At 69.0% G+C, this 20,616-nt stretch carries 24 protein-coding genes; 7 read left to right on the top strand and 17 right to left on the bottom strand.

Annotated features, from left to right (window positions below; all coding sequences use genetic code 11):
• Positions 1-223 precede the first annotated feature (223 nt).
• Entirely contained in the window at positions 224-1,846 is a 1,623-nt protein-coding gene (locus IG02_RS0133210; protein WP_078855031.1) for a terminase large subunit domain-containing protein, read from the bottom strand.
• Positions 1,833-2,345 carry a hypothetical protein gene (locus IG02_RS0133215; protein WP_030756579.1) on the bottom strand — a complete coding sequence of 171 codons (513 nt, stop codon included), beginning with the start codon at positions 2,343-2,345 and terminating at the stop codon, positions 1,833-1,835. The genes IG02_RS0133210 and IG02_RS0133215 overlap by 14 nt, the downstream gene beginning before the upstream one ends.
• 110 nt (positions 2,346-2,455) lie before the next feature.
• Between IG02_RS0133215 and IG02_RS0133220 the strand changes: the two genes are divergently transcribed.
• Positions 2,456-3,148, top strand: coding sequence for a hypothetical protein (locus tag IG02_RS0133220; protein ID WP_158712423.1), 693 nt, complete (start codon positions 2,456-2,458; stop codon positions 3,146-3,148).
• Between the two features lie 364 nt (positions 3,149-3,512).
• On the opposite strand, the gene IG02_RS0133225 is transcribed toward IG02_RS0133220, so the two are convergent.
• The 14 genes from IG02_RS0133225 to IG02_RS0133285 form a co-directional block, all read right to left on the bottom strand.
• On the bottom strand, positions 3,513-5,852 hold the full coding sequence (locus tag IG02_RS0133225) for a type IV secretory system conjugative DNA transfer family protein (protein ID WP_030756591.1): 2,340 nt from the start codon (positions 5,850-5,852) through the stop codon (positions 3,513-3,515).
• Positions 5,853-5,932: 80 nt separating this feature from the next.
• Complete coding sequence (locus IG02_RS0133230; protein ID WP_030756592.1) at positions 5,933-6,316, bottom strand: hypothetical protein; 384 nt, start codon at positions 6,314-6,316, stop codon at positions 5,933-5,935.
• A 20-nt stretch (positions 6,317-6,336) separates the two neighbouring features.
• Positions 6,337-8,178 (bottom strand): hypothetical protein, encoded by a 1,842-nt coding sequence (locus IG02_RS42355; RefSeq protein WP_030756593.1) that lies wholly within the window; start codon positions 8,176-8,178, stop codon positions 6,337-6,339.
• A gap of 121 nt (positions 8,179-8,299) precedes the next feature.
• Positions 8,300-8,908, bottom strand: a complete 609-nt coding sequence (locus tag IG02_RS0133240) for a hypothetical protein (protein ID WP_030756597.1) — start codon at positions 8,906-8,908, stop codon at positions 8,300-8,302.
• 3 nt (positions 8,909-8,911) lie between these two features.
• Positions 8,912-9,436: a DUF6197 family protein gene (locus tag IG02_RS0133245; protein WP_234315003.1), complete on the bottom strand. Its 525-nt coding sequence runs from the start codon at positions 9,434-9,436 to the stop codon at positions 8,912-8,914.
• A gap of 60 nt (positions 9,437-9,496) precedes the next feature.
• A complete protein-coding gene (locus IG02_RS0133250) occupies positions 9,497-11,125 on the bottom strand; it encodes a hypothetical protein (RefSeq protein ID WP_030756605.1) in 1,629 nt (542 codons plus the stop codon).
• A gap of 120 nt (positions 11,126-11,245) precedes the next feature.
• A complete protein-coding gene (locus IG02_RS0133255; RefSeq protein WP_030756608.1) occupies positions 11,246-11,458 on the bottom strand; it encodes a hypothetical protein in 213 nt (70 codons plus the stop codon).
• A gap of 16 nt (positions 11,459-11,474) precedes the next feature.
• Positions 11,475-11,624: an RNase adapter RapZ gene (locus IG02_RS44025; protein ID WP_107055766.1), complete on the bottom strand. Its 150-nt coding sequence runs from the start codon at positions 11,622-11,624 to the stop codon at positions 11,475-11,477.
• The gene (locus IG02_RS41885) at positions 11,624-11,782 is read right to left on the bottom strand and encodes a hypothetical protein (RefSeq protein WP_158712424.1); all 159 of its coding nucleotides are present in this window, start codon (positions 11,780-11,782) and stop codon (positions 11,624-11,626) included. Before IG02_RS41885 ends, IG02_RS44025 begins: the two co-directional genes overlap by 1 nt.
• Before the next feature lie 194 nt (positions 11,783-11,976).
• On the bottom strand, positions 11,977-12,129 hold the full coding sequence (locus IG02_RS41890) for a hypothetical protein (protein WP_158712425.1): 153 nt from the start codon (positions 12,127-12,129) through the stop codon (positions 11,977-11,979).
• Between the two features lie 4 nt (positions 12,130-12,133).
• Entirely contained in the window at positions 12,134-12,532 is a 399-nt protein-coding gene (locus IG02_RS0133270; RefSeq protein WP_030756612.1) for a hypothetical protein, read from the bottom strand.
• A complete protein-coding gene (locus IG02_RS0133275) occupies positions 12,532-12,969 on the bottom strand; it encodes a hypothetical protein (RefSeq protein WP_030756614.1) in 438 nt (145 codons plus the stop codon). The genes IG02_RS0133270 and IG02_RS0133275 overlap by 1 nt, the downstream gene beginning before the upstream one ends.
• Positions 12,969-13,121: a hypothetical protein gene (locus tag IG02_RS41895; RefSeq protein WP_158712426.1), complete on the bottom strand. Its 153-nt coding sequence runs from the start codon at positions 13,119-13,121 to the stop codon at positions 12,969-12,971. Before IG02_RS41895 ends, IG02_RS0133275 begins: the two co-directional genes overlap by 1 nt.
• Entirely contained in the window at positions 13,121-13,405 is a 285-nt protein-coding gene (locus tag IG02_RS0133285; protein ID WP_063756881.1) for a hypothetical protein, read from the bottom strand. Before IG02_RS0133285 ends, IG02_RS41895 begins: the two co-directional genes overlap by 1 nt.
• 250 nt (positions 13,406-13,655) lie before the next feature.
• Here IG02_RS0133285 and IG02_RS0133290 point away from each other — a divergent pair, with 250 nt between their 5' ends.
• The 4 genes from IG02_RS0133290 to IG02_RS0133305 all read left to right on the top strand — a co-directional run bounded on the left by IG02_RS0133290 (position 13,656) and on the right by IG02_RS0133305 (position 17,110).
• Positions 13,656-14,417 carry a GntR family transcriptional regulator gene (locus tag IG02_RS0133290; RefSeq protein WP_051766073.1) on the top strand — a complete coding sequence of 254 codons (762 nt, stop codon included), beginning with the start codon at positions 13,656-13,658 and terminating at the stop codon, positions 14,415-14,417.
• A gap of 187 nt (positions 14,418-14,604) precedes the next feature.
• Complete coding sequence (locus IG02_RS0133295; RefSeq protein WP_030756621.1) at positions 14,605-14,880, top strand: hypothetical protein; 276 nt, start codon at positions 14,605-14,607, stop codon at positions 14,878-14,880.
• A gap of 223 nt (positions 14,881-15,103) precedes the next feature.
• Positions 15,104-16,666: a hypothetical protein gene (locus IG02_RS0133300; RefSeq protein WP_030756624.1), complete on the top strand. Its 1,563-nt coding sequence runs from the start codon at positions 15,104-15,106 to the stop codon at positions 16,664-16,666.
• Between the two features lie 186 nt (positions 16,667-16,852).
• Entirely contained in the window at positions 16,853-17,110 is a 258-nt protein-coding gene (locus tag IG02_RS0133305; protein ID WP_030756627.1) for a hypothetical protein, read from the top strand.
• Between the two features lie 131 nt (positions 17,111-17,241).
• On the opposite strand, the gene IG02_RS0133310 is transcribed toward IG02_RS0133305, so the two are convergent.
• A complete protein-coding gene (locus IG02_RS0133310) occupies positions 17,242-17,550 on the bottom strand; it encodes a hypothetical protein (protein WP_158712427.1) in 309 nt (102 codons plus the stop codon).
• A gap of 523 nt (positions 17,551-18,073) precedes the next feature.
• Here IG02_RS0133310 and IG02_RS0133315 point away from each other — a divergent pair.
• Both IG02_RS0133315 and IG02_RS0133320 read left to right on the top strand, forming a co-directional pair.
• Positions 18,074-19,651, top strand: a complete 1,578-nt coding sequence (locus IG02_RS0133315) for a hypothetical protein (RefSeq protein ID WP_030756642.1) — start codon at positions 18,074-18,076, stop codon at positions 19,649-19,651.
• A 241-nt stretch (positions 19,652-19,892) separates the two neighbouring features.
• Positions 19,893-20,528 (top strand): DUF6292 family protein, encoded by a 636-nt coding sequence (locus IG02_RS0133320; protein ID WP_030756644.1) that lies wholly within the window; start codon positions 19,893-19,895, stop codon positions 20,526-20,528.
• Positions 20,529-20,616: the final 88 nt, after the last annotated feature.

Raw genomic sequence — 20,616 nt, forward strand, 5'->3', positions numbered from 1 at the left:
GCCGCCAGTCCGGATCCGTGACGAGCCGCCTCCCAGCCAGGGAGGCGGCTTCGTTGTTTCTCCCTGAACCCCAGCGAACTTAACAGTGCGCCGGAACTATTCCAATGTACCTTCACGAACCGAGATTTTTAAATCTCGCCCAGTTGGTGAGAGTGATTCCCTTCTCGGCTTGCATCTCGTCTCAGATCACCGTCCAGGGGCCTTGCTGGGCCTGTCACGGTCTTCAGCGCCGTCCGCTGAGACGGTGGTCTGCATACTTTGCCGTCTGTACGGCAGCTGAAGCTGGATCTGCCAGTTCGGTGAGTCCGTGTACGCAGGCGTCCATGCGGTCTGGGGAGTCCATGCCGGGGATCCAGGTGACAAGTTGTCCCTCAAGGCGCGGGAACTCGCCGACGTGGTGGACAAGGCCCTGGGCGTACAGCTGGGCGATTGGTTCGGCGCGCAGGCGTTTCCCCTGCTTGGCGTGCACTTCGATGATGGCTGGCATCAACATGCCAGCGGTCTCGCCCGCCTCGGTGAGCTCCTTCCAGGCTTGGCGGATGATCTGCTTGGCCATGTCGCCGCCGAAGTTCGACTCGACGACGATCGCGTCCGCGCGTAGCTCGATGGCGAGGCGGCAGGCCGCGTGTCCCCAGGTGTCTGCTCCCATCCGGTCGGAGCGGTCGGCGAGCACGTACAGCTGCCCTGTGTTGTCGCGCCCGCCGGCCCAGAGGCCGGTTTCGTCGTTGACGTCGTCATCCCCGCCCGCGGTGTCCACGGCGACGACGATGCGGGTGAGGTCGACGCCTCGGAACTGCATGGGGGTGAGCCGGTTGTCAGTGATCCACGGCCACTGCCATACGCCGCCCTCGAGCGGGCGAGGCTTCTGCTGGTAAAGGGACCACCAGACGCGTTCGCCGACCGCGCGCCGGATCTTCTCGAGGGCCTTGCGTCCGTACCGGAGCGGCCAGAGGGGTTCTCCGACAGGACGGCCGAGGGCGTCGTCTTCACTGTCGGCGATGGCCGGCAGGTCGAGGATGGTCCAGTCGGAGGCGTCTTCGCCTTCGAGGATGCGGCCGGCGAGGTCTTGCTCGTGCCAGCGTGTCTGGATGACCAGGATGCTGCCGCCGGGCTCGATGCGAGTGTTGAGGACGGACGTCCACCAGTCCCAGAGGCGGCGGCGCATGGTGGGCGATTCGGCGTCGGCGGCGTCCTTGATGGGGTCGTCGACGATCGCGAGGTGCGCGCCCTTGCCGGTGAGTCCTCCGCCGACGCCGGCGGTGACGAGGCCGCCGTCGAGCCGGTTACCGGTGTCGGGGTCGGCGAGGTCGAATCGGTTGGCGGCTTTGGATCCGGCGTGGAGGGCGAGGCCGAGCTGGGGTCCGTAGGTGTTGATGGCGTCGCGGATCCACCGGCCGTGGTCGTCGGCGAGGTCGGCTGAGTAGGAGGCGATCATCACCCGGTGGTCGGGGTGCCGCGACAGGTACCACAGGGGTGCCCAGCGCGCGGCGCGGCGGGACTTTCCGTGCCGTGGGGGCATGGTGATGAGGACTTTGCGGGGGCGGCCGGCGGCGATGTCGCGGAACACCTGGTCGATGAGGTCCAGGTGCCGGGCTTGTTTCTCCTTGCCGTCGGTGAGGATCGCGGACATGGAGCCCGGGGATCGCTTGAGGGCCATGTCCCGTTCGACGCCAGCGAGAATGGTCCGTATCTCGGGGCTGGCTGCGATTGCGATACGGCGTCGCTGGGCCCGGTTCAGACGCCGGTACTGGGCGACCAGCTTGAGGAACTCCTCTGCCTCGGCGGCGATGTCGACGTCGGGCTGTTGTCCCGCGTCTTGGGCCAGGGGCGGGTCAGGCGTCTTCATCGGTGGTGTCGCCATCATCAGCGTCGTGCGGGTCCTCGGGGATGTCGTCGTCCTCAAGGTCGGGTTCACCCGCGGTGCGGATGAGGTCGCGCAGTTCGGCAATCGCGACCGGGCCGACCGGGACCGCTCCTCCGTCGGGCCCGGACAGCTCGGTCTTGGCGGGCATGTCGAGTCCGTTCAGCTTTGCCTGCCGGTCCATGAGCTTGAGGACGAGCTCGGCGGCCTTGGTGTCGCCGCCAGCGGTAGCGTTCTCCCAGTGGGCTTCGAGGAGTGCTTCGAGGCGTTCGTTCGCTTCCTGCCGGTACACGCTGGCTTCGGCGGCCTGCTCGTCGCGGCGTTCCTCAATGGCGCGGATGAAGTCCTTGGTGGCGGCGCCGCGGCTGGTGTAGCCGAGGGCGAGGATGCGGGGGTCTTCGAACCGGACGCCGGCGCGGCGTAGGCGGATGAGTTCTGCGCGGCGGGCGGCGACTTCGGCTTGCTCGGCTTTGGAGGCTGGCATGGCGGTGGGGGCTCCCGCTCAATAGGTGTGGCCCCGCGCCTGTAACCGATGATCCCTGATGCTGGCGGGATTCTTCCCCCGGCGGTGGGCGGGCTGTCACGATGCGCGGCATGAGACGTGTGAGTGGGGTGGGGGCTGTCGTGGTGGCGGCGGTGTTGTTGGTGTCGGGGTGCGGGGGCTCGAGCGGGGGTTCGGAGGGCTCGGGGCCGGGCGGAGAGACGAGTTCGCCGGCGGCGGTGCCGGAGTCGTCGGGGCCGGGGGTTGAGGAGTCGGAGGAGTCGTTCCCGGCGACGCCGGAGGGGGATGTGGACCGTCTGGCGTCCGAGAAGGGCTGGGTGGTGGACGACCTGTATCCGGCAGCGTCGGACTTCGTGGCGGATATATGCGCGTCGCTGCCGGAGAGCGCGGCGGACAGCTCGTCGCGGCCTCAGTGGCTGGCGGAGAGCGGCGTGTTGGAGGGCGACGGGAAGGCGGTTCTGCTGGCGGGGATCCCGAAGCTGTGCCCGAAGTGGGAGGCGACGCTGAAGGAGGCGGTGTCGGGTGACTACGAGCGGTGGGTGTCGTCTGGGGAGTACGAGGTGAAAGCGGGCCCGGCGGATGCGGGGGCGGATGTGCTGGTGATGCCGGCGGGCACGTACCGGACGGTGGGCGCGCTCGCGGACTGCTACTGGGAGCGGACGTCCGAGGACGGGCAGATCATCGACAATCAGTTCGCGACGCAGGCTCGCCGGATCACGGTGACGGTGCAAACGGGAGAACTGTTCAAGTCGGAGCAGTGCGGGACGTGGAAGCCGGTGAAGTAGCCGCGGACCCGGTGGTGGCCGGGCCACTGATGCTGGGGTGCTCGGCAGTAGCGCACCTCTGGCACTTTTGACGCGGCCTGCCGGTGGGAGGCCGGTTTCCCGTGCGGCGGGAAGCCAAGGGCACGGGTGCTGGTTCTTCAGACGGGTCGGCCCCGCCAGTTCGGGGGAGGCTGGCGGGGCCGGGGGAACCCTGTACGGCCGGGGGTGCCGTGCTGGGGCTCAAGGGTGTTGGTCTTGTTGCACGGCCCGGGTTCTTTCTGGCGCGGGGACGCAGGAAGAACACAGATGAGTATCCGTCCCGGGCCGTGCTCTTCCATGGTGGTACAGGTTCGGGCGTTTGTCCGGGCTGCTCTCCCCCGGGGTGTTACTCGTCGGGTGTTGGTGCCGGGCCCAGGCCGTACGTACCGCGGGTACCGTCCTGCGGCCGGTGGATTTTCTGCTCCTTGACGAGGCGGGCGAGGGTGTTGGACAGCGTCGTCTCCTTCATCCCGGTCTGCTGAAGCAGCGTGGTCTTGTCCATGTACTGGATCTCGTAGTCGTCCGGCTCCAGGTCGGCGCCGGCGAGCGCCTCGAGGTGCATGGGGTCGGAGTTCTCCCGGAGAGCCTGGATGACTTTGTCTTCCGCGCTGGGTTCCTTCTTCGGCAGGTCGACGCCGTTGACGTACTTCGGTGCGGAAGAGTCGTCCTGGTCGCTTCCGCTGCCGCCTTCTTCGAAGCCGCGGACCGGGGTGTTGGCGATCTCTTCCAGGGTGGCGTCGTCCCAGCCGGGGAAGTCCTCGGGGACGGCGACCTGGTCGGGCCGGATGTGCGGGGTGGCGTCCTCGAGGGTGAAGGTGCGGCCCATGCCGGGGCGTCCGCCGGGGGCGCCCATGAATCCGAGGCCGAAGGTGCGGCGCGGGTCGTCCTCGGGGAGGGTCGGGTCGTAGATCAGAGAGTCGTCCTCGGACTTCCATACGGCGGGGATTTTGGCGGGGTCGATGCCTTCGAAGCCGTCGGGGAGGTCGGCGAGGTTGGTCTGGCCGGAGTCGGTGCGCAGGATCAGCCAGGCTCCGCCGTTGATCAGGTTGGCGCGGATGGCTTGTTCGCCGCCGATCTGGTCCAGGTTCACGGTCTGGTTGATCAGGGTCCACGGCATGCCCAGGGAGCGGCCGAGGCTGGCGCCGGCCTTGACGATGTGTACGGCTTCCTTGCGGTTGGGCACGTTGGGGCCGAGTACTTGGGCGGCCTCGTCGAGGGCGGTGGCGCACCAGGGTCGCATTTTGGAGGGCTGGAAGTTCTTCAGTTCCAGTCGGGCGGCTTCCTCCTTGCGGTGCATGAGGATCGCGTAGGAGATCCGCAGGGCGCCGAGGGCGCCGTATGTCTGGAGGCCGGAGTAGGCGGCCATCTTGGGGATCGCGGGGTTGGAGGCGCCCTTGGGGTCGGCGTAGAGGATGGCCGCGTCGTTGGCGTGGTAGCCCAGGCAGACGAGTTGGGCGGCGCCGCCCTTTCCGGATCCGGTTGTGCCGGCGATGACGAGGTGGAGGGCGCCGAGGACGGGGTCGAACATGGGGAACATCCAGGGGTGCCCGGAGATGACCTTGCCGAAGGGGACGCGGCCGCCCTTGGTGGCCTTGAGGGCGTCCAGGCCGGGGAAGTCGAATCCCTTCTCCAGGGGGTTTTCCTTCATCGTGCGGATGATGGCCTTGCGGGGGTTGGTGGCGATCGGCTCGTAGGAGATCAGCAGGGGTGAGGTGCGCATGGCGCCGGCGAGTTCGTTCCGGTCGGGGGCCTTGAGGATGTCGAGGTCTTCGTCGGCGACGACGTATGCGGCCTGGCCGCCGGTGTTCGGGTCGTCGGTGACGTCCTCCAGGTGGGTCTTCGCCATCAGGCCGCCGGGGCGGGCTACGTACTTCATCCAGGCGCCCTCCAGGGTGGAGGGGTTCAGCTTCGCGGGGGCTTTCATGCTGACCTCGATGCGGGCCTCTCCCGCATGGTCGCCGGGGGTGATGTCGACCCATCCGGGACGGACCTTGTAGACGGAGGAGACGGTCTCCTTGGAGACGGAGACGCCGCTTCCTGCCGGGGCCAGGATGGTGCCGGTCCAGCGGAGGATGGTGCCGGTCGCGGGGTCGGTGTACGCGAGGACGTTCGCGAGGACCTGGTGTTTGTGGGCTCCGGTGGTCGGGTTGGAGATGTGCGTTCCCCATGCCATGACGATGCCGTCGGCGATGCTTGCGGGCTTGCCGGCCGTGCTGGCTGCGTGGGGGTGGGTGGTGCGGCGGGTCTGGGTCTTGCGGGCCAGGACCTTGCGTAGCTTCCAGGGGACGAGGGCGACGGCGGCCCACCAGCCGAGGGAGACGATGCCGGGGATGGATGCCGGGTTGAGGATGCCGGCCATGAGGGCGTCCGTGCCGTCGAGGCCCCTGAGTGTGCCGAGGCCGAGGGACATGCCGGTGGTGAGGGTGGAGATGAACATCGGGGAGCGGTGGGCGCGGACGATGTCCCCGGCCGGGAGGTTGTCGGTGAGTTCGGGCGGGAGGCGGTTCATGTAGTTCGCGGCCATGAAGCCGGCGGCTCCGCCGTAGGCGATGGCTGCGGTGAACGCGGCGCCGCCGTCGAGGAGCGGGGCGAGGATGCCGGTGGCGATGGGGGCGGCGGAGGTGACGAAGGCAATGCCGCGTTCGGTGCTTGCGGCGCGGGGGCTGGTGGTCGTGGGCGTGGTCATGGGGATACTCCTGGGTGGGTTGTATGGCCTGCGGATATGGGGCGGGGCCGGGGTGCGTCCCGGCCCCGCCCTGCCGGGGGCTATGCCTGCTCGAACCAGTCGCGGGAGACGTTCTCCAGGCCGTCGACGCTGGACCGGTCGAAGGCTTCCTGGAAGCCGCCGTGGGTGGACCTGGCCTGGTCGCCCGCTGCTGTGGCCTGCTTGGCGGTGTCCTGGGCCTTGGCGGCGTAGGTCAGGATCCCGTCGGACAACCCCTTGATGACCTTGGACAGTTCGTGGGAGTCGGCCACCGAGTCCCTGTCGACGGACTTCGCGGCCATCTGATCGGACTCCCTGCTGGTCTCTGTGGCCTCTGCGTCGATGACTTTCGCTGCCGCCTTGACGTCGTCGGCGTTCCGGGAGACCTTCCTCTCCAGCTTGGCCACCTTCGCTTGGAGGGCCTTGTACGTCAGGTCGCTGCTCATGGTGATCGGGTTCCTTCGGGTCAGGCCGCGAGCGCGGTGTCGGAGGGGGTGACGCCTCGGTCGGCGTAGAACTTCAGTTCGGCCGTCTTCGTCTCGTCGGAGTCGACGACGGCCTGGTACAGGGGGGCGTAGCGGGTCTGGACGTTGGACAGGACGGCCTTCGCGAAGTCGTGGGCCTTGCCGGCGCGTTTGTGGACTTCGTTCGCCTCGTCGGCCTGGGCCTTCGCCAGGTCGGCCAGCTTCTGGAGTTGACCGACGACTTTCTCTCCGCCCTTGACTCCCTTGGCTTCCTCTGCGAGCTTCTGGCAGTCGCCGGCCTGCTCGCGTGCTTCGGCGGCCAGGATCTTGGTCGCATCGGCGATCCTGGACAGGCCGTCGATGCGAGCCTCCAGTCGGCCTTCGTAGTCTTTGAAGCGGCGAAGCTCTCCCCGGGTCACGGACGGCTTCAGGAAGCCCTCCCCCAGGGTGATCTTCTTTGCGTCGATGCCCTGCGCCTGGATCGGCGTCGCCTGCGACATGAACGGGTCCTCCATCGGTTCGTCGTCGTCTTCGATCTGGACCGCCTGGCCCTGGGTGATGCCCTGGAGGTCGGCCTTGCGCGATGCGTGTGCCTTGTCGAGGCGGTCTTTGTCCCGGTCGGCGGCCTCGCTGGTGTCGCCCCAGCCGTCCTTGACGCCGTCCTTGTATGCCTTGACGTGGGCGACCGCCCGGGCGGCGCGTGTCCCGTCGCGGTATCCGGCCTCGCGGGACTCGCGGGTGGAGAACGGCTTCCCCTTCTCCGCGTGCTCTCCGGGCGGCGGGGTTTTCCCGGTCGGGTCCGTCTTGCCGGTCTCGCTGTCCTTGCTGCTGCCGGACGGGCCCGTGCTCTTCCCTCCAGGGCCTGCGGCGCCGGCCTTGCCGGGCGTACCGTCTGCCCCCGGGCCGCCCTTCGCGCCGGGGGCCTTGCCGGACGGGCCGTCAGACGGCTTCCCACCCTCGCCGGTGCCGCCCTTCGAGAGGGGCCCGTTGCTGCTCTTGCCATCCGCGGTCGAGCCGGAACCGGATCCCTTGCCGCCCGTCCCGGAGCCGTCCTTGCCGGCGGCACCGGCCGGGCCTGCGGCACCGTTCTTCCCGCCCCCTGAACCGCCGCTGGACGGGCCGCTCGCCCCGGCCTTGCCGTCGTGCCCCTTGGACAGCTTCGGGGAGCCCCCATCGCCGCCATTCTTCGGATTCTTTGGACGCGGAGATCCGTTGCTGTTTCCGCTGCTGGATCCGCCTCCTCCAGACCCACGGCCGCTACCGCCCCCCGCTCCTGATGCTCCGTTGGCACCGGAATACCCAGAGGAGCCCTTCTGCGGGCTCCCGTTGGACTTTCGCGTGTCTTTTACCGGACCGGGCCCTGTGCTCTTGTTGCCCAGTGATTTCCCTCCCGGACCGTTCGCGGCTGACGCCTTTCCAGGGATTCCACCGGAGCGGTTGACTGTGACTTGCCGGGTCTCTTTCACCTGCCGTGCCTGGGCTTTCGTTTTGGCCAGGTCGAGGCGCTTGTTCTGGGCGCCTCCGCCTTTCCCCCATCGGGCCGCACCGGCCAGCAGCCACGCCCGCCAAATCCCTTTCTTCTCGATGGTCCGCCCGGCCGTTCCGTCTTTTGTGGCTGTTTCGTTGTCGCCGTGGTAGGCGGCGCTGGAGGCGTCGGAGGTGCTCGGCGCGGGACCGCCTGCGGTTGCCTCGCTGGCGGTGGGGGCGGCCAGGTCGAAGGCGGGCCGGGCCGGATCGACGGGGGCGAGCATGGAGGCCAGCAGCCCGGACTGCGGGCTGCTGGACGCGCCGGCTGGCGGGTCGTCCGGGCCGGGAACAGCTGCGGGGACCGTGTCGGTCGCCATCAACACTCCTTCACTGTGGGTAGTCACTTACTACTCACCGCCCAGCCCGAAATCCCGGTTCAGGAGCTCTTGGGGGTAGCGCCTGGGTGGGTTCTCGAGCTGGAAGGTGAGTGGTGAGTGACTACGCGGGGTTACTGCGGGTGGCCTTCTTCGCGGCGACGACGAGGCCGGCCGCGAGGACCGCGCCGCCGAGCAGGAGACCGTTGTTGATGCCTCCGCTGTCACCGCTGGCGGCGGTCTGGGTGGTGGAGCCTGCGGCCTGCATGTCGCTGCTGTCGGTGGTGCCGTACTGGGTCTGGCAGTCGTCGACGACGCTCCGGTAGGTGACGCCCGGCTGGCTGTTGACCAGGGGCTTGTTGGCTTTCACACAGGCGTCGATCTGCTGCTGGCGGGTGTTGTCGGCGGCGTGCCGGGCTTTCTGGCTGGCCGCGTTGACGCGGTTCATTTCCTTCAGTTCTTCCAGCCGCAATTCCTGCTGCTTGAGGGCGATTTCCTGCGCCTTCGCTTCGCTGGCGGCCTGCTGGGTGGTGTAGTGCTGCCAGCCGATGAGCCCGCCTCCGGCCAGAACGGTGACGCCGATAGCGAGGGCGGCCTTTCCACGCTTGGTGAGGCCCGGGTTTATCGGCTGGGCGGGTGCCCCGTACGGGTAGGGGTCGATGGTTTCGGTGTGTTCCGAAGGGAATTCACGCGACACCATTCGGTTGAATTCTTCGTCGTCGTAGGGGGACATTGGTCATTCTCCGTTCTGGTGTGCTTTTCGGGCGGCGGTGGTGAGGAAGGCCCGCACGTTAGAGAACTGCTGGTCGGGGAGGTCGTTCCAGACGTAGAACGGCAGGGTGACGCCGTGCTCGGCGAGGGTGTCCTGCATGTAGCGGACGGCCCGGTCGCGGCTGTCCGGGGTGACGTTTCCGGTCGCTTCGAGGAGGCTCTGGGCGCCGCGGATGCACATGCGGCCGGTGGGTGAGAAGTCGGAGAGCTTGCACCAGCCGTAGTGGTTGAGGACGGCGATGGTCTGCTCGAGGTGCGCGGACGGCACGCGGGGTACCGGTTCCTGCCACCAGCCGAGGCCGGCCATGAGGGTGCGGAGGGAGCGGGGCAGGAGGCGGTGGCTGCGTGGGGGCATGTCGGGGACCGGCGCCACGGCCGGGCCAGGGGCTACGGCCGTGGGCCGCACCGGCTGGGGCCGTACGGGGTGGGGGCGTCCGAGGATCCGGGACGCTGACGGCGTCCCGGTCTCGACGATCTGGTTCTGGGCCACGTGTTGGTCTCCTTCTTGGTCTCGCCGGTCGGTCACCGGGGGGTCTCGGTCTCTTGCTGCTCACGCGGTCTCGGTGGTCTTGAGGTCTCCCGCCGCCTCGGAGACCGTGGTCTCGGTCTCTCCGCTTCCGGTGGTCTCTGCGAGGTACAGGTCTCGTGCTGTCTTCAGCCGTTTGGCGGCCGTGGACTTGGGGCGGCCGGTGGTCTCGATGGCGTCGTCGAGAGAGACCTTCATGTGGCCGTTGCGAGACCTCATGAGGGAGACCAGTGCGCGGGTCTCGGTCTCGCGGTCTCCGATGGCGGAGACCGAGGTGGTCTCTCGGGGGAGACTTGTGCGCGAGACCTTTGAGCGGGTCTCGGTCTCGCTGGTCTCTGCCGGGTTGGTGGTCCCGGGAGACCGGTCTCCGGTCTCGGTCTCCGTGTTGGTTCCTCGGTCTCCCTGGTCTCGGGAGACCACGGTCTCGGTGGTCTCGATGGTCTCCGCGCGCCGGGCGGGGCTGGTCTCGGTTCCGGTGCGGGGGGTCTCTGCTCGCTGAGGTGAGACCGTTCCCCTGGTCTCCTTCTGCGGAGAGACCGCCGGGGTGGAGATCTGCCGGGTCGCGAGACTGGTCTCCGTGTCTTCGGGCTTGGTGGGGAGACCCCAGGGGTTGCTGTGGTCGAGGCGGGCGAGGGTCGGGGCGTGGGCTGAGACGGCTAGGTCGTCGAGGAGGGCGGTCTTCTGTGCGGGGTCGTGGGCGACGTTGGCGGCCCGGAGGGCGGCGCGGAGCTGGCGGCGGATCCAGCGGCCGCGCCATCCGCCCTTCCTCTTGTCGCTGAGGGCGTCGTACCGGTCGGTGAGGTTGGCGGCCTTGACGCGGGCGCGCTGACGGAGGAGTTCGGTGGTCGTGGTGTCGGTGTCGGCGACCCCGAACGTGGCGAGGATCTTCTGGCTGAGGCGGCGGCCGAGGCGGGCGAGGACGCTCATGCTGCGGGCGGTGGCGTCGGCGGCGCGGATCTCGAGGCCCATGGCGAGGTGCCACAGGAGTGCGGCGCCGATGGGGCCGAACACGGCGCGCCAGGCGCCGGCGGTGAGGCCCTGCCAGAATCCTTCGGCTGTGGCGGCGCCTTCGGCGAAGGCGGGGACGGCGAGGAATCCGGTGATGATCCAGACGAGGAGGCCGGGCATGCCGGGTGCGTTGTCGCGCTTGAGGTTGTCGCGGGCGGCGAGGCCGAGGGCGATGAGGACGATTTCGCCGGTGCCGCAGAGGGCGATGCGGGTGAAGGTGTCGGTGATGTTGAGGTGGGTGTGGGTGAAGCCCCAGGCGGTGTTGATGCCGACGCCGGTGCAGACGAGGGCGCCGATGGTGACGGCGGCCTGTCCGGCGGACGGGGACTCGGCGTCGGAGTTCTTGGTCTTGGTGATCGCGTTCCGGGTGGCGCTGATGAGGGCGGCGGCCAGGAGGACGAGGGCGGCGGCCGCGGCGGTGCAGAGGGCGATGCGGCGGCCGGTCTGGTCGAGGGTGAGCAGGCGGAGGGGGCCGCCGACGCCGGCGTACAGGCCGGTGGCGACGGTGAGCGTGGCCAGGGCGACGAGGGTCTTCGGGGTGCGGTGGGTGCTGGGGGGTGTGGGTGCCCCGGCGGTGGGCAGGGGCTGCCAGTCCCCGAGGACGGGGGTGTTGGACGGCTGCTGGCCGACCGGGACGGTGGTCACGGAGATCGGTGTCCTTTCGCGGGTGGTTGGGCGGGGCTGAGGTTCGGTGGTCCGGTTGGTCCGGTCCTCTCTGACGTCACCAGCCCGGTGGTGCGGCTGGTGGCGACAGGGCGGGCCGGGTCAGCGGCGGAGGCCCGGGACGCGGGCGGTGATGCGGTCGGTCAGGGTCGGGCCGTCGAGCTGGGTGTCGAACGCGTTGGCCAGGTCGCGGGCGTCGGCCAGGTCCTGGGTCATGACGGGGTCGCCGCCGCGGCGGTCGGCCTTGGCCTTGTCGTCGGCGACGATGCCGACCCACTCGCCCATTGCGCGGCGGGCGTTCTCCTTCTTGGGCACGGTGTTCTCCTTCTGGTCAGCGGGTGAGGACGGGCTTGGTGATGTCGCGGTGGTGGACGGTTACGGTGACGCCGCGGCGGCAAAGCTGTCGGGCGAGCTGGTTGGCTGCTACGGCGCTCCTGTGCCGACCTCCGCCGCAGCCGAAGGCGATGGTGGCCGCGGGCATCAGGCGGCGTCCTTGAGGTGGAGGTTGGTCCAGGTGTCGAAGTCGACGCCCGGCCACTCCTCCACGGGGATGTCGGCGTGCTCCTGGTCGAAGTGCTGGCGGCCCTGTTCGGTGGTCCAGTGCCAGTGGCTGGTGTCGGTGACGGTCTGGGTGGCCATGGGGTGCGTGCTCCTTCCGGGGCTGTTCGGGGCGGGTGGTCTGGTCGTGCTCGGGGCTCAGTCGCCGTAGTTCTCGGGGAGTCCGTGGCGTCGGAGCCACTCGCCCCGCCTCGTAGCGAGGCCAGCGCCGGGTGGGGGTGGCGGTGTCCGGCCGTCTGTCGGCTCGGCGGCCGGACACCGCGCGGGGAGGGTGGTCAGGGGCGGGGCTTCTTGGCGTTCTGCAATGCCTGCTGGTTCGCGGCGGCCTGGCGGGCACCGCTGCCGGACTGGTAGTCGCGCTGGCAGGCGTCGTGCGTGGCGGGGGTGCTGGTGATCGGGTTCGGGCGGGGCTTCCTGTCGTCGGGCATGTGGTCAGGTGTCCTGGTCGATGAGGCCGATGGCGTCGGCGAGGGGCTGGCGGTTGAGGTAGCTGGTTTCGTGGCCGTGCTGCTCGCCGAGGTGGCGGACGGTCTTCTGTAGGGCGAGGGGCAGGCTGCGGAGTGCCGGGTTGGTGTCCGGGTCGGTCAGGCGCTGCACGAGGAGTGCGATGCCGGTGAGGATGTCGAGGCCGTCGTCGTCGGCGAGGACGTGGAGGACGGTTTGGGTCTGGTCGGTGGTGAGCCGGTCGAGGGCGAGGAGGTGCAGGCCCTGCCGGATGAGGTCGATTCCGGCGTGGACTCCGGCGGTGTCGTCGAGGAGGCCGGCGAGTTCGTCGTCGAGCGGGGGGACGGCGTTCGCGGGGGTGTGGACGGGGCCCATGGGGTCGCGCATCACAGGTCGCCGTCCCATTCGCCGGTGACGAGCTGCTCGTAGGCGGCGGCCGCGGCTTCGGGGTGTTCGGCGGAGAACACGTCGTTGAGGTACGAGTTGGGGTCGATCGCGGCGAAGTGGTCCTCGAGGTCGGCGACCAGTTCCGGGTCCAGTTCGCTGTCGACGGGTACGTCGGGGATGTCGAGTTCCGGGGCAGTCCCCTCGGTCCCGTTGGTGAGCGTGTACGGGATCAGGGGGTTGGCCTGCCGGTAGTCGGCGATGACCTCGGTCGCGTCGGTCAGGGACTTCACCGCGTCGGCGGGGAGCGGCGCCTCGCCGATGTACTCGCCGGCCGCGTTGCGGAGCGTGATCCGGACGGCGTTCTCCGTGCTGTCGGCCGGGGTCAGGCGCTGAAGCTGAGCGAGGTAGCTGAGGGCGTGCAGGTCGTTGGCGTCCATCACGCACCGTCCTGCGAAGCCGTACGGCGGGTCGTGTCGGGGGCCTTGGCCAGCTTGTCCAGCCGACGCCGGGTCTGGCTCAGCTGGCCCACGATCAGGCCGACGAACGCGTAGACGATCGCGGCGGTCGCGATAGCGCTCAGGATCTCCATCACGCCGCCACCGCCTTCAGGACGCGGTCGCTGCCGGTCCAGACGGTGCCGATGGTGGACACGGTGCCGGTGATGTGGTCGTGGACGGTGACCGCGAACTGGGCCGCGCGCCGCTTCAGGATGCGGCGGGCCTCGGACGGGTCGGTGATGACGTCGAGGACGGTGAAGATGCCGTCCTGGTTGTCGTAGAGGACACCGGGCCGACGCGGCCCGATCTGCTCGGCCACCACCCGGCGCAGCGCCTCGTCAGTCTGCTGGGCGAATTTTTCTGTACGATCCCTCATGGATCAGCCTCCTGTATGCGCAGGTGGGACGATTCGCCGGGTCCTTCGGGGCCCCTGAGAGGCCTAGGTGTATGCGCACCTGGGCCTTTCGGCGGTTCTGGGGCTTCCGCCGTTCCCGACCACTTCAATGTAGACCACTCGCGGCACGATGCGCTAGTAGTAGCGCTACATGTTTCGTTGGACTAACCTCAAGAGGGAACCGCTGCACACAACGGAGTGAGCAGTGCACAACAGAGAGAGGAGGCAGGCCATGCCCGAGACCCCTGGGTACGCGGAGATCGCCGCGCACTTTCGGCGGCAGATTCAGGACGGAACGCTCCGGCCCGGCGACACGATCCCGAGTTACAAGGAAGCCAGCGCCCAATTCGGCGTTGCGCATACGACCGTGAACCGCGCATACCGGGTACTCAAGATGGAGGGACTGACCCTCACCAAGCCAGGTGTCGGGACGGTCGTGGCCGCACCGGCCAGCAACAACATCGGAACACGAGTAGCCCTGCATGCCGCTACAGGTAGCGCTCTTGACCGTGGCGAGTCGTCACGGATCCTCGAGGTGGGCACCGTCGGTGCCGACGCACTCGTCGCTCCCCGGCTCGACGTCGCTCCGGGAACGCCCGTGCAGGTGCGGCGCCGAGTAGTAAGTCGGGGTGACGTACCAGTTCACCTGAGCAGCAGCTACTACCCCGCCTACGTGATAGCGGTGACCCCCGAGCTGCAAGAGCCGGTATCCACTGGGGCCTCACGGGAACTCGCCGCATCACGTCTGGGCGTGGCCCAGGACCAAGTGCTTGAGGAGGTCACCAGCCGGCTGGCTACGGCGTCGGAGAAGGATGCGCTGGGGCTGACCGCTGCGGAGGTCGTCGTGACCCAGATCGTCCGTACCGTGTCGCTGGAGGACGGCCGCGTCGTTGAAGTTGCAGTGAAAGTAGCCGAGGGCTCGACCATCCTCCGCTGGACCACGTCGCTTCGGGCTCCCGGGACGGAAGCACGGGAAGGGGTTGGTGACGCCTGATTTCTGACGCGTTCCAGCAGCCAGCTTGAGCGCGGCGGTGGCCGACCGGTGTACCAGACCAGCCGACCACCCTTATGGCCGCCACCTGCGAAGAAAACGGCCACGTGAACCATCCGCTAGGGAGATTCATCATGAGCGTACCCAAACTTCGGTTCAGTCGAAGTTTCACCCGGCAGGTGACCGTCTGATGGCGTTCAACCTGCCCCCATTTGTGACCTTCAGGACCGGAGCCGAACTACTGGTCAGGCTCGGTCTCGCCGACAGCATCACGGCTGACGGCCTGCGGTACATCGCGCGCAACGCGCAGGACTGGCCCTTCGGAGACGGTCCGAACCAGATGCCCTATGTGATGGCTGGCAGGGCCAGAACCATGGAGACAGGCGTCTTCTTGGCGCAGTTCCAAAACCGCCCGCGGCCTGGCGGGCGAGGGCGCAAGTCAGACCAGGGGAACAACCGCCGATGAGGCCGCCACCTGGAGCGATACCGCACCAAACGCCTGGTTGCATCAGAACGCACGAACGGCCGGTGATTGCTCACCGGCCGTCCAAGCACCACAGCGGGTTCGCGGCCCGCTGTATCGAACGAGTCCCACCTTCTGAAAGCAGACTCTTGATGAGGACTGTACCTGCACCGAGCGGATCTCCGACAAGTGCATGCAGCGTGATCCTCCGTACGGACGTGAGCGCATGAGGAAGCGCGTGTCCCGGCCGCGCCGGTTCGCCGCGATCGACAACGACGCTATCGATCGTCTCCCGTCGGTCTTGGGGGTGGGGCTGCTGACCTGCTTGATTCGAGCGAAGGACGGCGACGACGTCACGGTGGAGAGCCTGGCCGGCCGGTACGAGGAGGGCGAGAAGTCGCTCACCAAGGCCATGCGATCTCTGGTGGAGGACGCCTACGTCGTCAAGTTCAAGGTTCAGCGGGCCACGTCTGAGTCAGTTGTGGAGGACGGGAAGGACGTCGTGAAGCGCGGCGGGTCCTGGTACACGACGTTCACGGTGGACTCGATCCCGTTCAGTCGCGAGGACGTGGCGGCGATGGTGGAGGAGATCTACGCGGAGGGGAACGTGAAGTCTCACCGTGTGGAGCCGACGCACTTGGACCCTCGAAACGCTCCAGGATCCGCCTCAGAACGACCGACCCCGCCGAAAGGGGGTGTCGGTCCGACCTGGGGAAACGCACCCTCCGAGGTGTCCTCGAACGCCGGTTCAGGGTCGCGACCGACACCCCCCTCAGGGGCCCTCGGTCGACCGACCCCCGGTCAGGGGGGTGCTCATATAAGGAATAAGACTTCTTCCACGCACACGAACTACGAAGACGAGAGCGATGCCCCTTCGGGGCGTAGCCCCGTGGACGTCCGTAGGACTTCTTCTACCGGTAGTAGCGCGTGCGCGCGTGAATGCGGCTTCGCCGCGTCCAGCAAAACCAGCCTGCCCGATCACCAGGAGCACGACCAGATGCGGCCCGGTGGGCCCGGGAAGAGCAGCAGCAAGGCGGCGGCCCGGCATACGCGGGCGCAGCTCGAGCAGGTGCGGGCCGTCCGGGCGTTCTTCCCTGCGGACTTCCTGGCCGGTCTGCCGGACGTGCCGGCCGTGTCGGATGCCGTTCTGTCGGCGATGGCCGAGGACGACCGGACGGTCGAGCAGCTGGGTGAGCGGATCGTGTACCGGTGGGACCGTCATGGCTGGGCGGACAAGCACTATGCGGGGGAGATCCTGAGTCCGGTGGGTGCGGCGGTGGCGATGGTGCGACCGCTGCGGCGTGGAGACCGGTTCGCGTGTGCGGATCCTCGCTGCGAGAACGGCCGGAATGTCGACACGGGGGCGGAGTGCCGGGCGTGTGAGGAGCGGATCGCGGACCGGCGGGCGGAGAGGCGCCGCCGGGAGGCGGAGGTGTCTGCTGGCGTCTCAGAGGGCTCGGTGCCAGCGCAACGGCCCACAGCAGCGAGTTGGTGGGACTGTGCGACCTGTCCCGCGTCGGGGAAGGGTGCTGCGCCGGCGGATGGTGTCTGCCGGAACTGTCGCGAGCGTCGCGCGGCCGCAGGTGTCGGTGCTGTAGTCGTCGAGGATCTCTCGGGGACGGTTGACCGGGACGGTGCCGATGCGGCGGCGTATGAGGAGTTCGCCGCTGAGGAGCAGCAGTCGGTAGACGACGGGGCGGAGGAGACGGCCCGCCTGCGGGCCATGTATGCCGCCCAGTACGGGACGTCTGAGCAGCGTGCCGCGTACAGCAGCGCCGCGCCGTTCTGACCTCACGGTGGCACGCCGCCCAATAGAATCACCATGAAGCGTTGCCCATTCAATGCTTCATGTGCCATCCTGGGGATGGCTCCGGGCCACCACACCTTCCACGGACGGGTGGCCCGGATCCGCCGTAACCAGCGGGATCACTGACACGACCGCGAACCACCTGAACCCGGAAGAAAGGAACCAGTCATGTCACGCAGCTTATGGGGCCGGAACCGCGAAGAGCAGGACGCCTACGAGGCCGGCCACTCCACATGGCGAGCCGCCCGCCAGCGGCTGGACGACGCCCTCGACTCCCAGCCCTACCGGCCCGTCGGCACCCCCCTCACCCCGGAGCAGGACGCCGCGCACCGGGCCCGCAGCGCCGAAGTCCAGGCCGAGATCAAGGACGCCCGCGCCGCCGAGAAGGAAGCCCGCGCCAAGCTCAAGTTCCCCTGGGAGAAGTAGCTCAGTACCCGCCGATACGCCCTACTGATCAGTGCCCCTCAAGTCGGCCCGTCACCGCACAGGGTGACGGGCCGGCTTTCGTTTACTCAGGCATGCGCGGCGCGGCCCCGCTCTGTGTCCTGTCGTTCGCGTTACGGGGCGGCCTGCTGGCCGGGCAGATAGACCATGACCCCGCCGGTGATCGGCACGCACCGGGTATCGGCCGGGAGCTGGGTAACGAGGCACATGGTCTCGTTCTGTCCTCCCGAGCGGATGCGCTGGAGGTGGTCGCGGCCGTACAGGATGGTCCCGGGGTCCTCCATCGTGCCGGTGATGCACAGCACCGGATCCGGCAGGAACGTGCCGCCACCAGCACGGGCGACGGCCAGCTCGGCGTCGTTCGCCTCCGCGGCAGCGTTCTCCAGCGGGGTCTGGCACTGCGGGCACAAGATGAGGGCCAAGCGTCCCCCCTCCCACTCGCCTGTCCAGGTCGAGGCGGCCTTGGACGTGAGGTCCCTCGGGGCGTAGCAGCCGCACCGGGTGCACCGGAGCCGCTTCCCTATGCGTGTCTGCGGGCGCTTCTTTCGACTCATGTTCGGTCAACGACTGTGGGGCGGGCCGGTATTGGGCAGGTGGGTTTCGGAAACAGGCACTTACGGAACCCCGGTCAGGAAGAAGTGCCAGAGGTGCCCCGCCGCCCGCTCCCGACACGCCGAAGGGAAGTTCGGAAACGGTTTGGTCCGCTCGAGATTCGGCGCTCTGCCGGTGCCGCCCGCTACCGTGGTCATGCACCAACCGGCTAGCCGCGTACCGCCGGTCGCCGCTCAGCCCGCGCCCACGCCGCGGGCAGCCCCGCAAGGGGGCGGCCAAGGTCTCCAGGGGCCCGCGTAGCTCACCACTCGCCTTGAGCGCGCTGTTCGTTCTCCTTCTGTGGCCCCTGACGTATGGCCGGAGGAGCGTGGGTCTGTCCGGCTGGGAGACGTCATGCCGAAGAAGCAGCCGACCGCAGCGAAGCGAGCCCGCACCGCCGCTCGCGCCGGCGCCAAGTACACCACCGCCCTCCGACACGAGACGGGCGCTCATCCGCTCCCCCCTCACCTCGACATCTTCGACACCGACGCGCTGGATGAGGGCGACCGGATGGTCGTGGACGGCCTGCGGGCGCTCGCGGCCGAGGGGCAGCCGTTGGCCGTGCGCATGGCCGAGCCGGACCCGGAGGTCGTGGAGGCCCGGATGCGGGCCGAGGAGAAAGGCGTCACCCCACAGTGGACGCGGTGGGCGTCGGTGGAGGCCGCCGTCGATGGCTACGTGCTGCGCGAGACGCAGTACGGGCCGAACCGCTCCGGCTACACCTCGACCAGCCGCGGGCCCCGGGTGCCGGTGCCGGTCCGCGCGGCCGACGGCACCGTGACCGTGGTGGCGATGCCTGAGTGGGCCCGGCTCCACGAAGGCCAGTGGATCTGGGAGCACACCGGCTGGCCCGTGGAAAGGCCCGGCCGGATCGTGGACCCGCCGCAGGAGTTCTCACCGGCGCCGGGGCTGCGCTGGCAGGTCGCGGTCTGGGTCGACCTCGGGCACGAGGGCAAGGTGCTGGGCGAGGACTACGGCGGCGGCACCTCGGCCTGGAGCACCGTCGGCTGGTGTACGAGCCGGGACGACGCACGCCTGATCGCCCGCGCGTACACCGCACACCGTGGCGACCATGCCCGCGCCGACGTCATCGAGCACGGCTCGGACAACGGGATCGTCTCCGTCGCCAGGGACACGTACCTCCCGGCCCCGGACGCTCCGGCCCGTCCCCGGCCGCCCGCCCTGGGCGAGCAGCGCGGCACCCTCGCCGCAGGCCCGCGCCCGGCCTCCCCGGACCGGTCCGAGATCCCCGAGCCCGCTTGGTACCAGGGGGCGAAGCAGCCGCCGAACTCGTCGCTGATCGTGTGGACCGGCACCGGCTGGCGCACCCTGGTGTGGACCGACTGGCAGTCCTCGAACATCGCGGCCGTGCTCGGCATCGGAGCCGGCGGCCCGTACGAGTGGGCGGAGTCGTGGGGGCCGCGCCATCCGGACCGGGACCTGCACGACTGGACCCAGGAGGGCCGCGAGCTGACGCGCCGGTTTCCGGAGCCCACCTACCAGGAGCGCACGAAGCTGATCGACGCCATGCGCCGCGCTCACGAGGACGCCCTGGTGGACGCGCTCGCTGATCGCGGCGGCCTCACTCAGGAGCAGGCAATCGCCCGGCTCGCCGAGGGAGGCGAGAAGTACCGCCACGTCCTGGCCGTGGGGCAGGCCGCCATCTCCCGGGCCCTGCATACCGCCCGCCGGGCCCTTCCCGAAGGTCCGGAGCGTACGGCGGTCCGGCACGCCCTGGCCGACCTCATGGACCGCCACCTGCTTCCCGCCGACGCAGAGCGCATCGCCAACCAACAGCTCGACTCCGAGATCGAAGCGGACCGCGCCCCCGGCGTCACCGCCTGGTGCCGCCGGGCGGTGGCCGAGTACGTCTCCCCCGCGCCGGACCCGGTGGCGGCCGGCGTCGACGGATTCCGCGCCCAGGAGAGCTGACACGGGCCTGTGCCCGGTCACGGCAGTTCCCCTCTCCGTCAGTGTCGTGCAGTACAGTCAGGTCTGCGGTCGCTGACCGTGGGCCCGGCTCGTGGCCCGGTACGTTCGGCCCCAGACCGGACGCGTTCAACCGAAGGTGCCCCGCGCCGAGCCGCCCTTCCACCGCATTGCCTCCACTGGTCTCGCTCTTGACGGCCGGTGAGTCTGGGGATCACGCGAGCCGCAGAAACGAGAGCTTGAGATGCCGAAGGACCACGCGCGCAAGAAGGCCTTGACCGACCTCAAAGACGAGCTGGGCATCAAGCACGCCTGCGCCATCGCGCTCCTGGACCACCCCGACATCGACGAGCGGCGTCTCCTGGTCGAGTACCTGGCGGAGTACGTGGACATCACCACGTACCGCGAGGCGGTCGACTACCTCCGCCAGGAGCAGGCCAATCCGCTGGACTACGAAGGACCGACCATGACAGATCAACTCCCCCACGACCCGTACATCAGCGCGGTCGCTGAAGCCTTCGCCGCCTACGACATCACCGTCATCGACGGCGGCACCAGCACCCAGGATGGCGAACTCCTCGAGGGCTGGATCACGTTCGCCCCCTCCAACATCTCGCCCGACACCTGGCAGCACGGCGTGCACCTGGGCTGGGACCAGAACCGCGGCTGGCACCTCATCGAGAGCGGCGGCGGGCGGAACGTTCACGAACTCGACCCCGAGGCCGTCTTGACCTACTCCAGCCCCCAACAGGTCGCCTGCTCCGCAGCGAACGCGCTACGCGGCTACCTGTCGACCGGCCCCATCACCGACGGCTCATGGCGGACATGGGACTCCCGCTCGGTAGAGGCAGCGGTCGCAGCATGGACCGCGGACGCCTGACGTGCCGCTCGCGGCTGAACCGGGCTCGCCGTCAGCTCTCTGGCGCTACCCTGGCAGTAGGAAGCGCAGTAGCAGAGGAGAGGGGGCC

This window comes from Streptomyces sp. NRRL F-5135 (assembly GCF_000719775.1).
In the GTDB taxonomy this organism is placed as follows: Bacteria; Actinomycetota; Actinomycetes; order Streptomycetales; family Streptomycetaceae; genus Streptomyces; species Streptomyces hebeiensis.

What these genes read in the sequence shown, in the direction of transcription:
- IG02_RS0133210 (WP_078855031.1), bottom strand. Translation starts at nt 1,846, where the DNA reads ATGAAGACGCCTGACCCGCCCCTGGCCCAAGACGCGGGACAACAGCCC.
- IG02_RS0133215 (WP_030756579.1), bottom strand. Translation starts at nt 2,345, where the DNA reads ATGCCAGCCTCCAAAGCCGAGCAAGCCGAAGTCGCCGCCCGCCGCGCA.
- IG02_RS0133220 (WP_158712423.1), top strand. Translation starts at nt 2,456, where the DNA reads ATGAGACGTGTGAGTGGGGTGGGGGCTGTCGTGGTGGCGGCGGTGTTG.
- IG02_RS0133225 (WP_030756591.1), bottom strand. Translation starts at nt 5,852, where the DNA reads ATGACCACGCCCACGACCACCAGCCCCCGCGCCGCAAGCACCGAACGC.
- IG02_RS0133230 (WP_030756592.1), bottom strand. Translation starts at nt 6,316, where the DNA reads ATGAGCAGCGACCTGACGTACAAGGCCCTCCAAGCGAAGGTGGCCAAG.
- IG02_RS42355 (WP_030756593.1), bottom strand. Translation starts at nt 8,178, where the DNA reads ATGGCGACCGACACGGTCCCCGCAGCTGTTCCCGGCCCGGACGACCCG.
- IG02_RS0133240 (WP_030756597.1), bottom strand. Translation starts at nt 8,908, where the DNA reads ATGTCCCCCTACGACGACGAAGAATTCAACCGAATGGTGTCGCGTGAA.
- IG02_RS44025 (WP_107055766.1), bottom strand. Translation starts at nt 11,624, where the DNA reads ATGCCCGCGGCCACCATCGCCTTCGGCTGCGGCGGAGGTCGGCACAGG.
- IG02_RS41885 (WP_158712424.1), bottom strand. Translation starts at nt 11,782, where the DNA reads ATGGCCACCCAGACCGTCACCGACACCAGCCACTGGCACTGGACCACC.
- IG02_RS41890 (WP_158712425.1), bottom strand. Translation starts at nt 12,129, where the DNA reads ATGCCCGACGACAGGAAGCCCCGCCCGAACCCGATCACCAGCACCCCC.
- IG02_RS0133270 (WP_030756612.1), bottom strand. Translation starts at nt 12,532, where the DNA reads ATGCGCGACCCCATGGGCCCCGTCCACACCCCCGCGAACGCCGTCCCC.
- IG02_RS0133275 (WP_030756614.1), bottom strand. Translation starts at nt 12,969, where the DNA reads ATGGACGCCAACGACCTGCACGCCCTCAGCTACCTCGCTCAGCTTCAG.
- IG02_RS41895 (WP_158712426.1), bottom strand. Translation starts at nt 13,121, where the DNA reads ATGGAGATCCTGAGCGCTATCGCGACCGCCGCGATCGTCTACGCGTTC.
- IG02_RS0133285 (WP_063756881.1), bottom strand. Translation starts at nt 13,405, where the DNA reads ATGAGGGATCGTACAGAAAAATTCGCCCAGCAGACTGACGAGGCGCTG.
- IG02_RS0133290 (WP_051766073.1), top strand. Translation starts at nt 13,656, where the DNA reads ATGCCCGAGACCCCTGGGTACGCGGAGATCGCCGCGCACTTTCGGCGG.
- IG02_RS0133295 (WP_030756621.1), top strand. Translation starts at nt 14,605, where the DNA reads ATGGCGTTCAACCTGCCCCCATTTGTGACCTTCAGGACCGGAGCCGAA.
- IG02_RS0133300 (WP_030756624.1), top strand. Translation starts at nt 15,104, where the DNA reads ATGAGGAAGCGCGTGTCCCGGCCGCGCCGGTTCGCCGCGATCGACAAC.
- IG02_RS0133305 (WP_030756627.1), top strand. Translation starts at nt 16,853, where the DNA reads ATGTCACGCAGCTTATGGGGCCGGAACCGCGAAGAGCAGGACGCCTAC.
- IG02_RS0133315 (WP_030756642.1), top strand. Translation starts at nt 18,074, where the DNA reads ATGCCGAAGAAGCAGCCGACCGCAGCGAAGCGAGCCCGCACCGCCGCT.
- IG02_RS0133320 (WP_030756644.1), top strand. Translation starts at nt 19,893, where the DNA reads ATGCCGAAGGACCACGCGCGCAAGAAGGCCTTGACCGACCTCAAAGAC.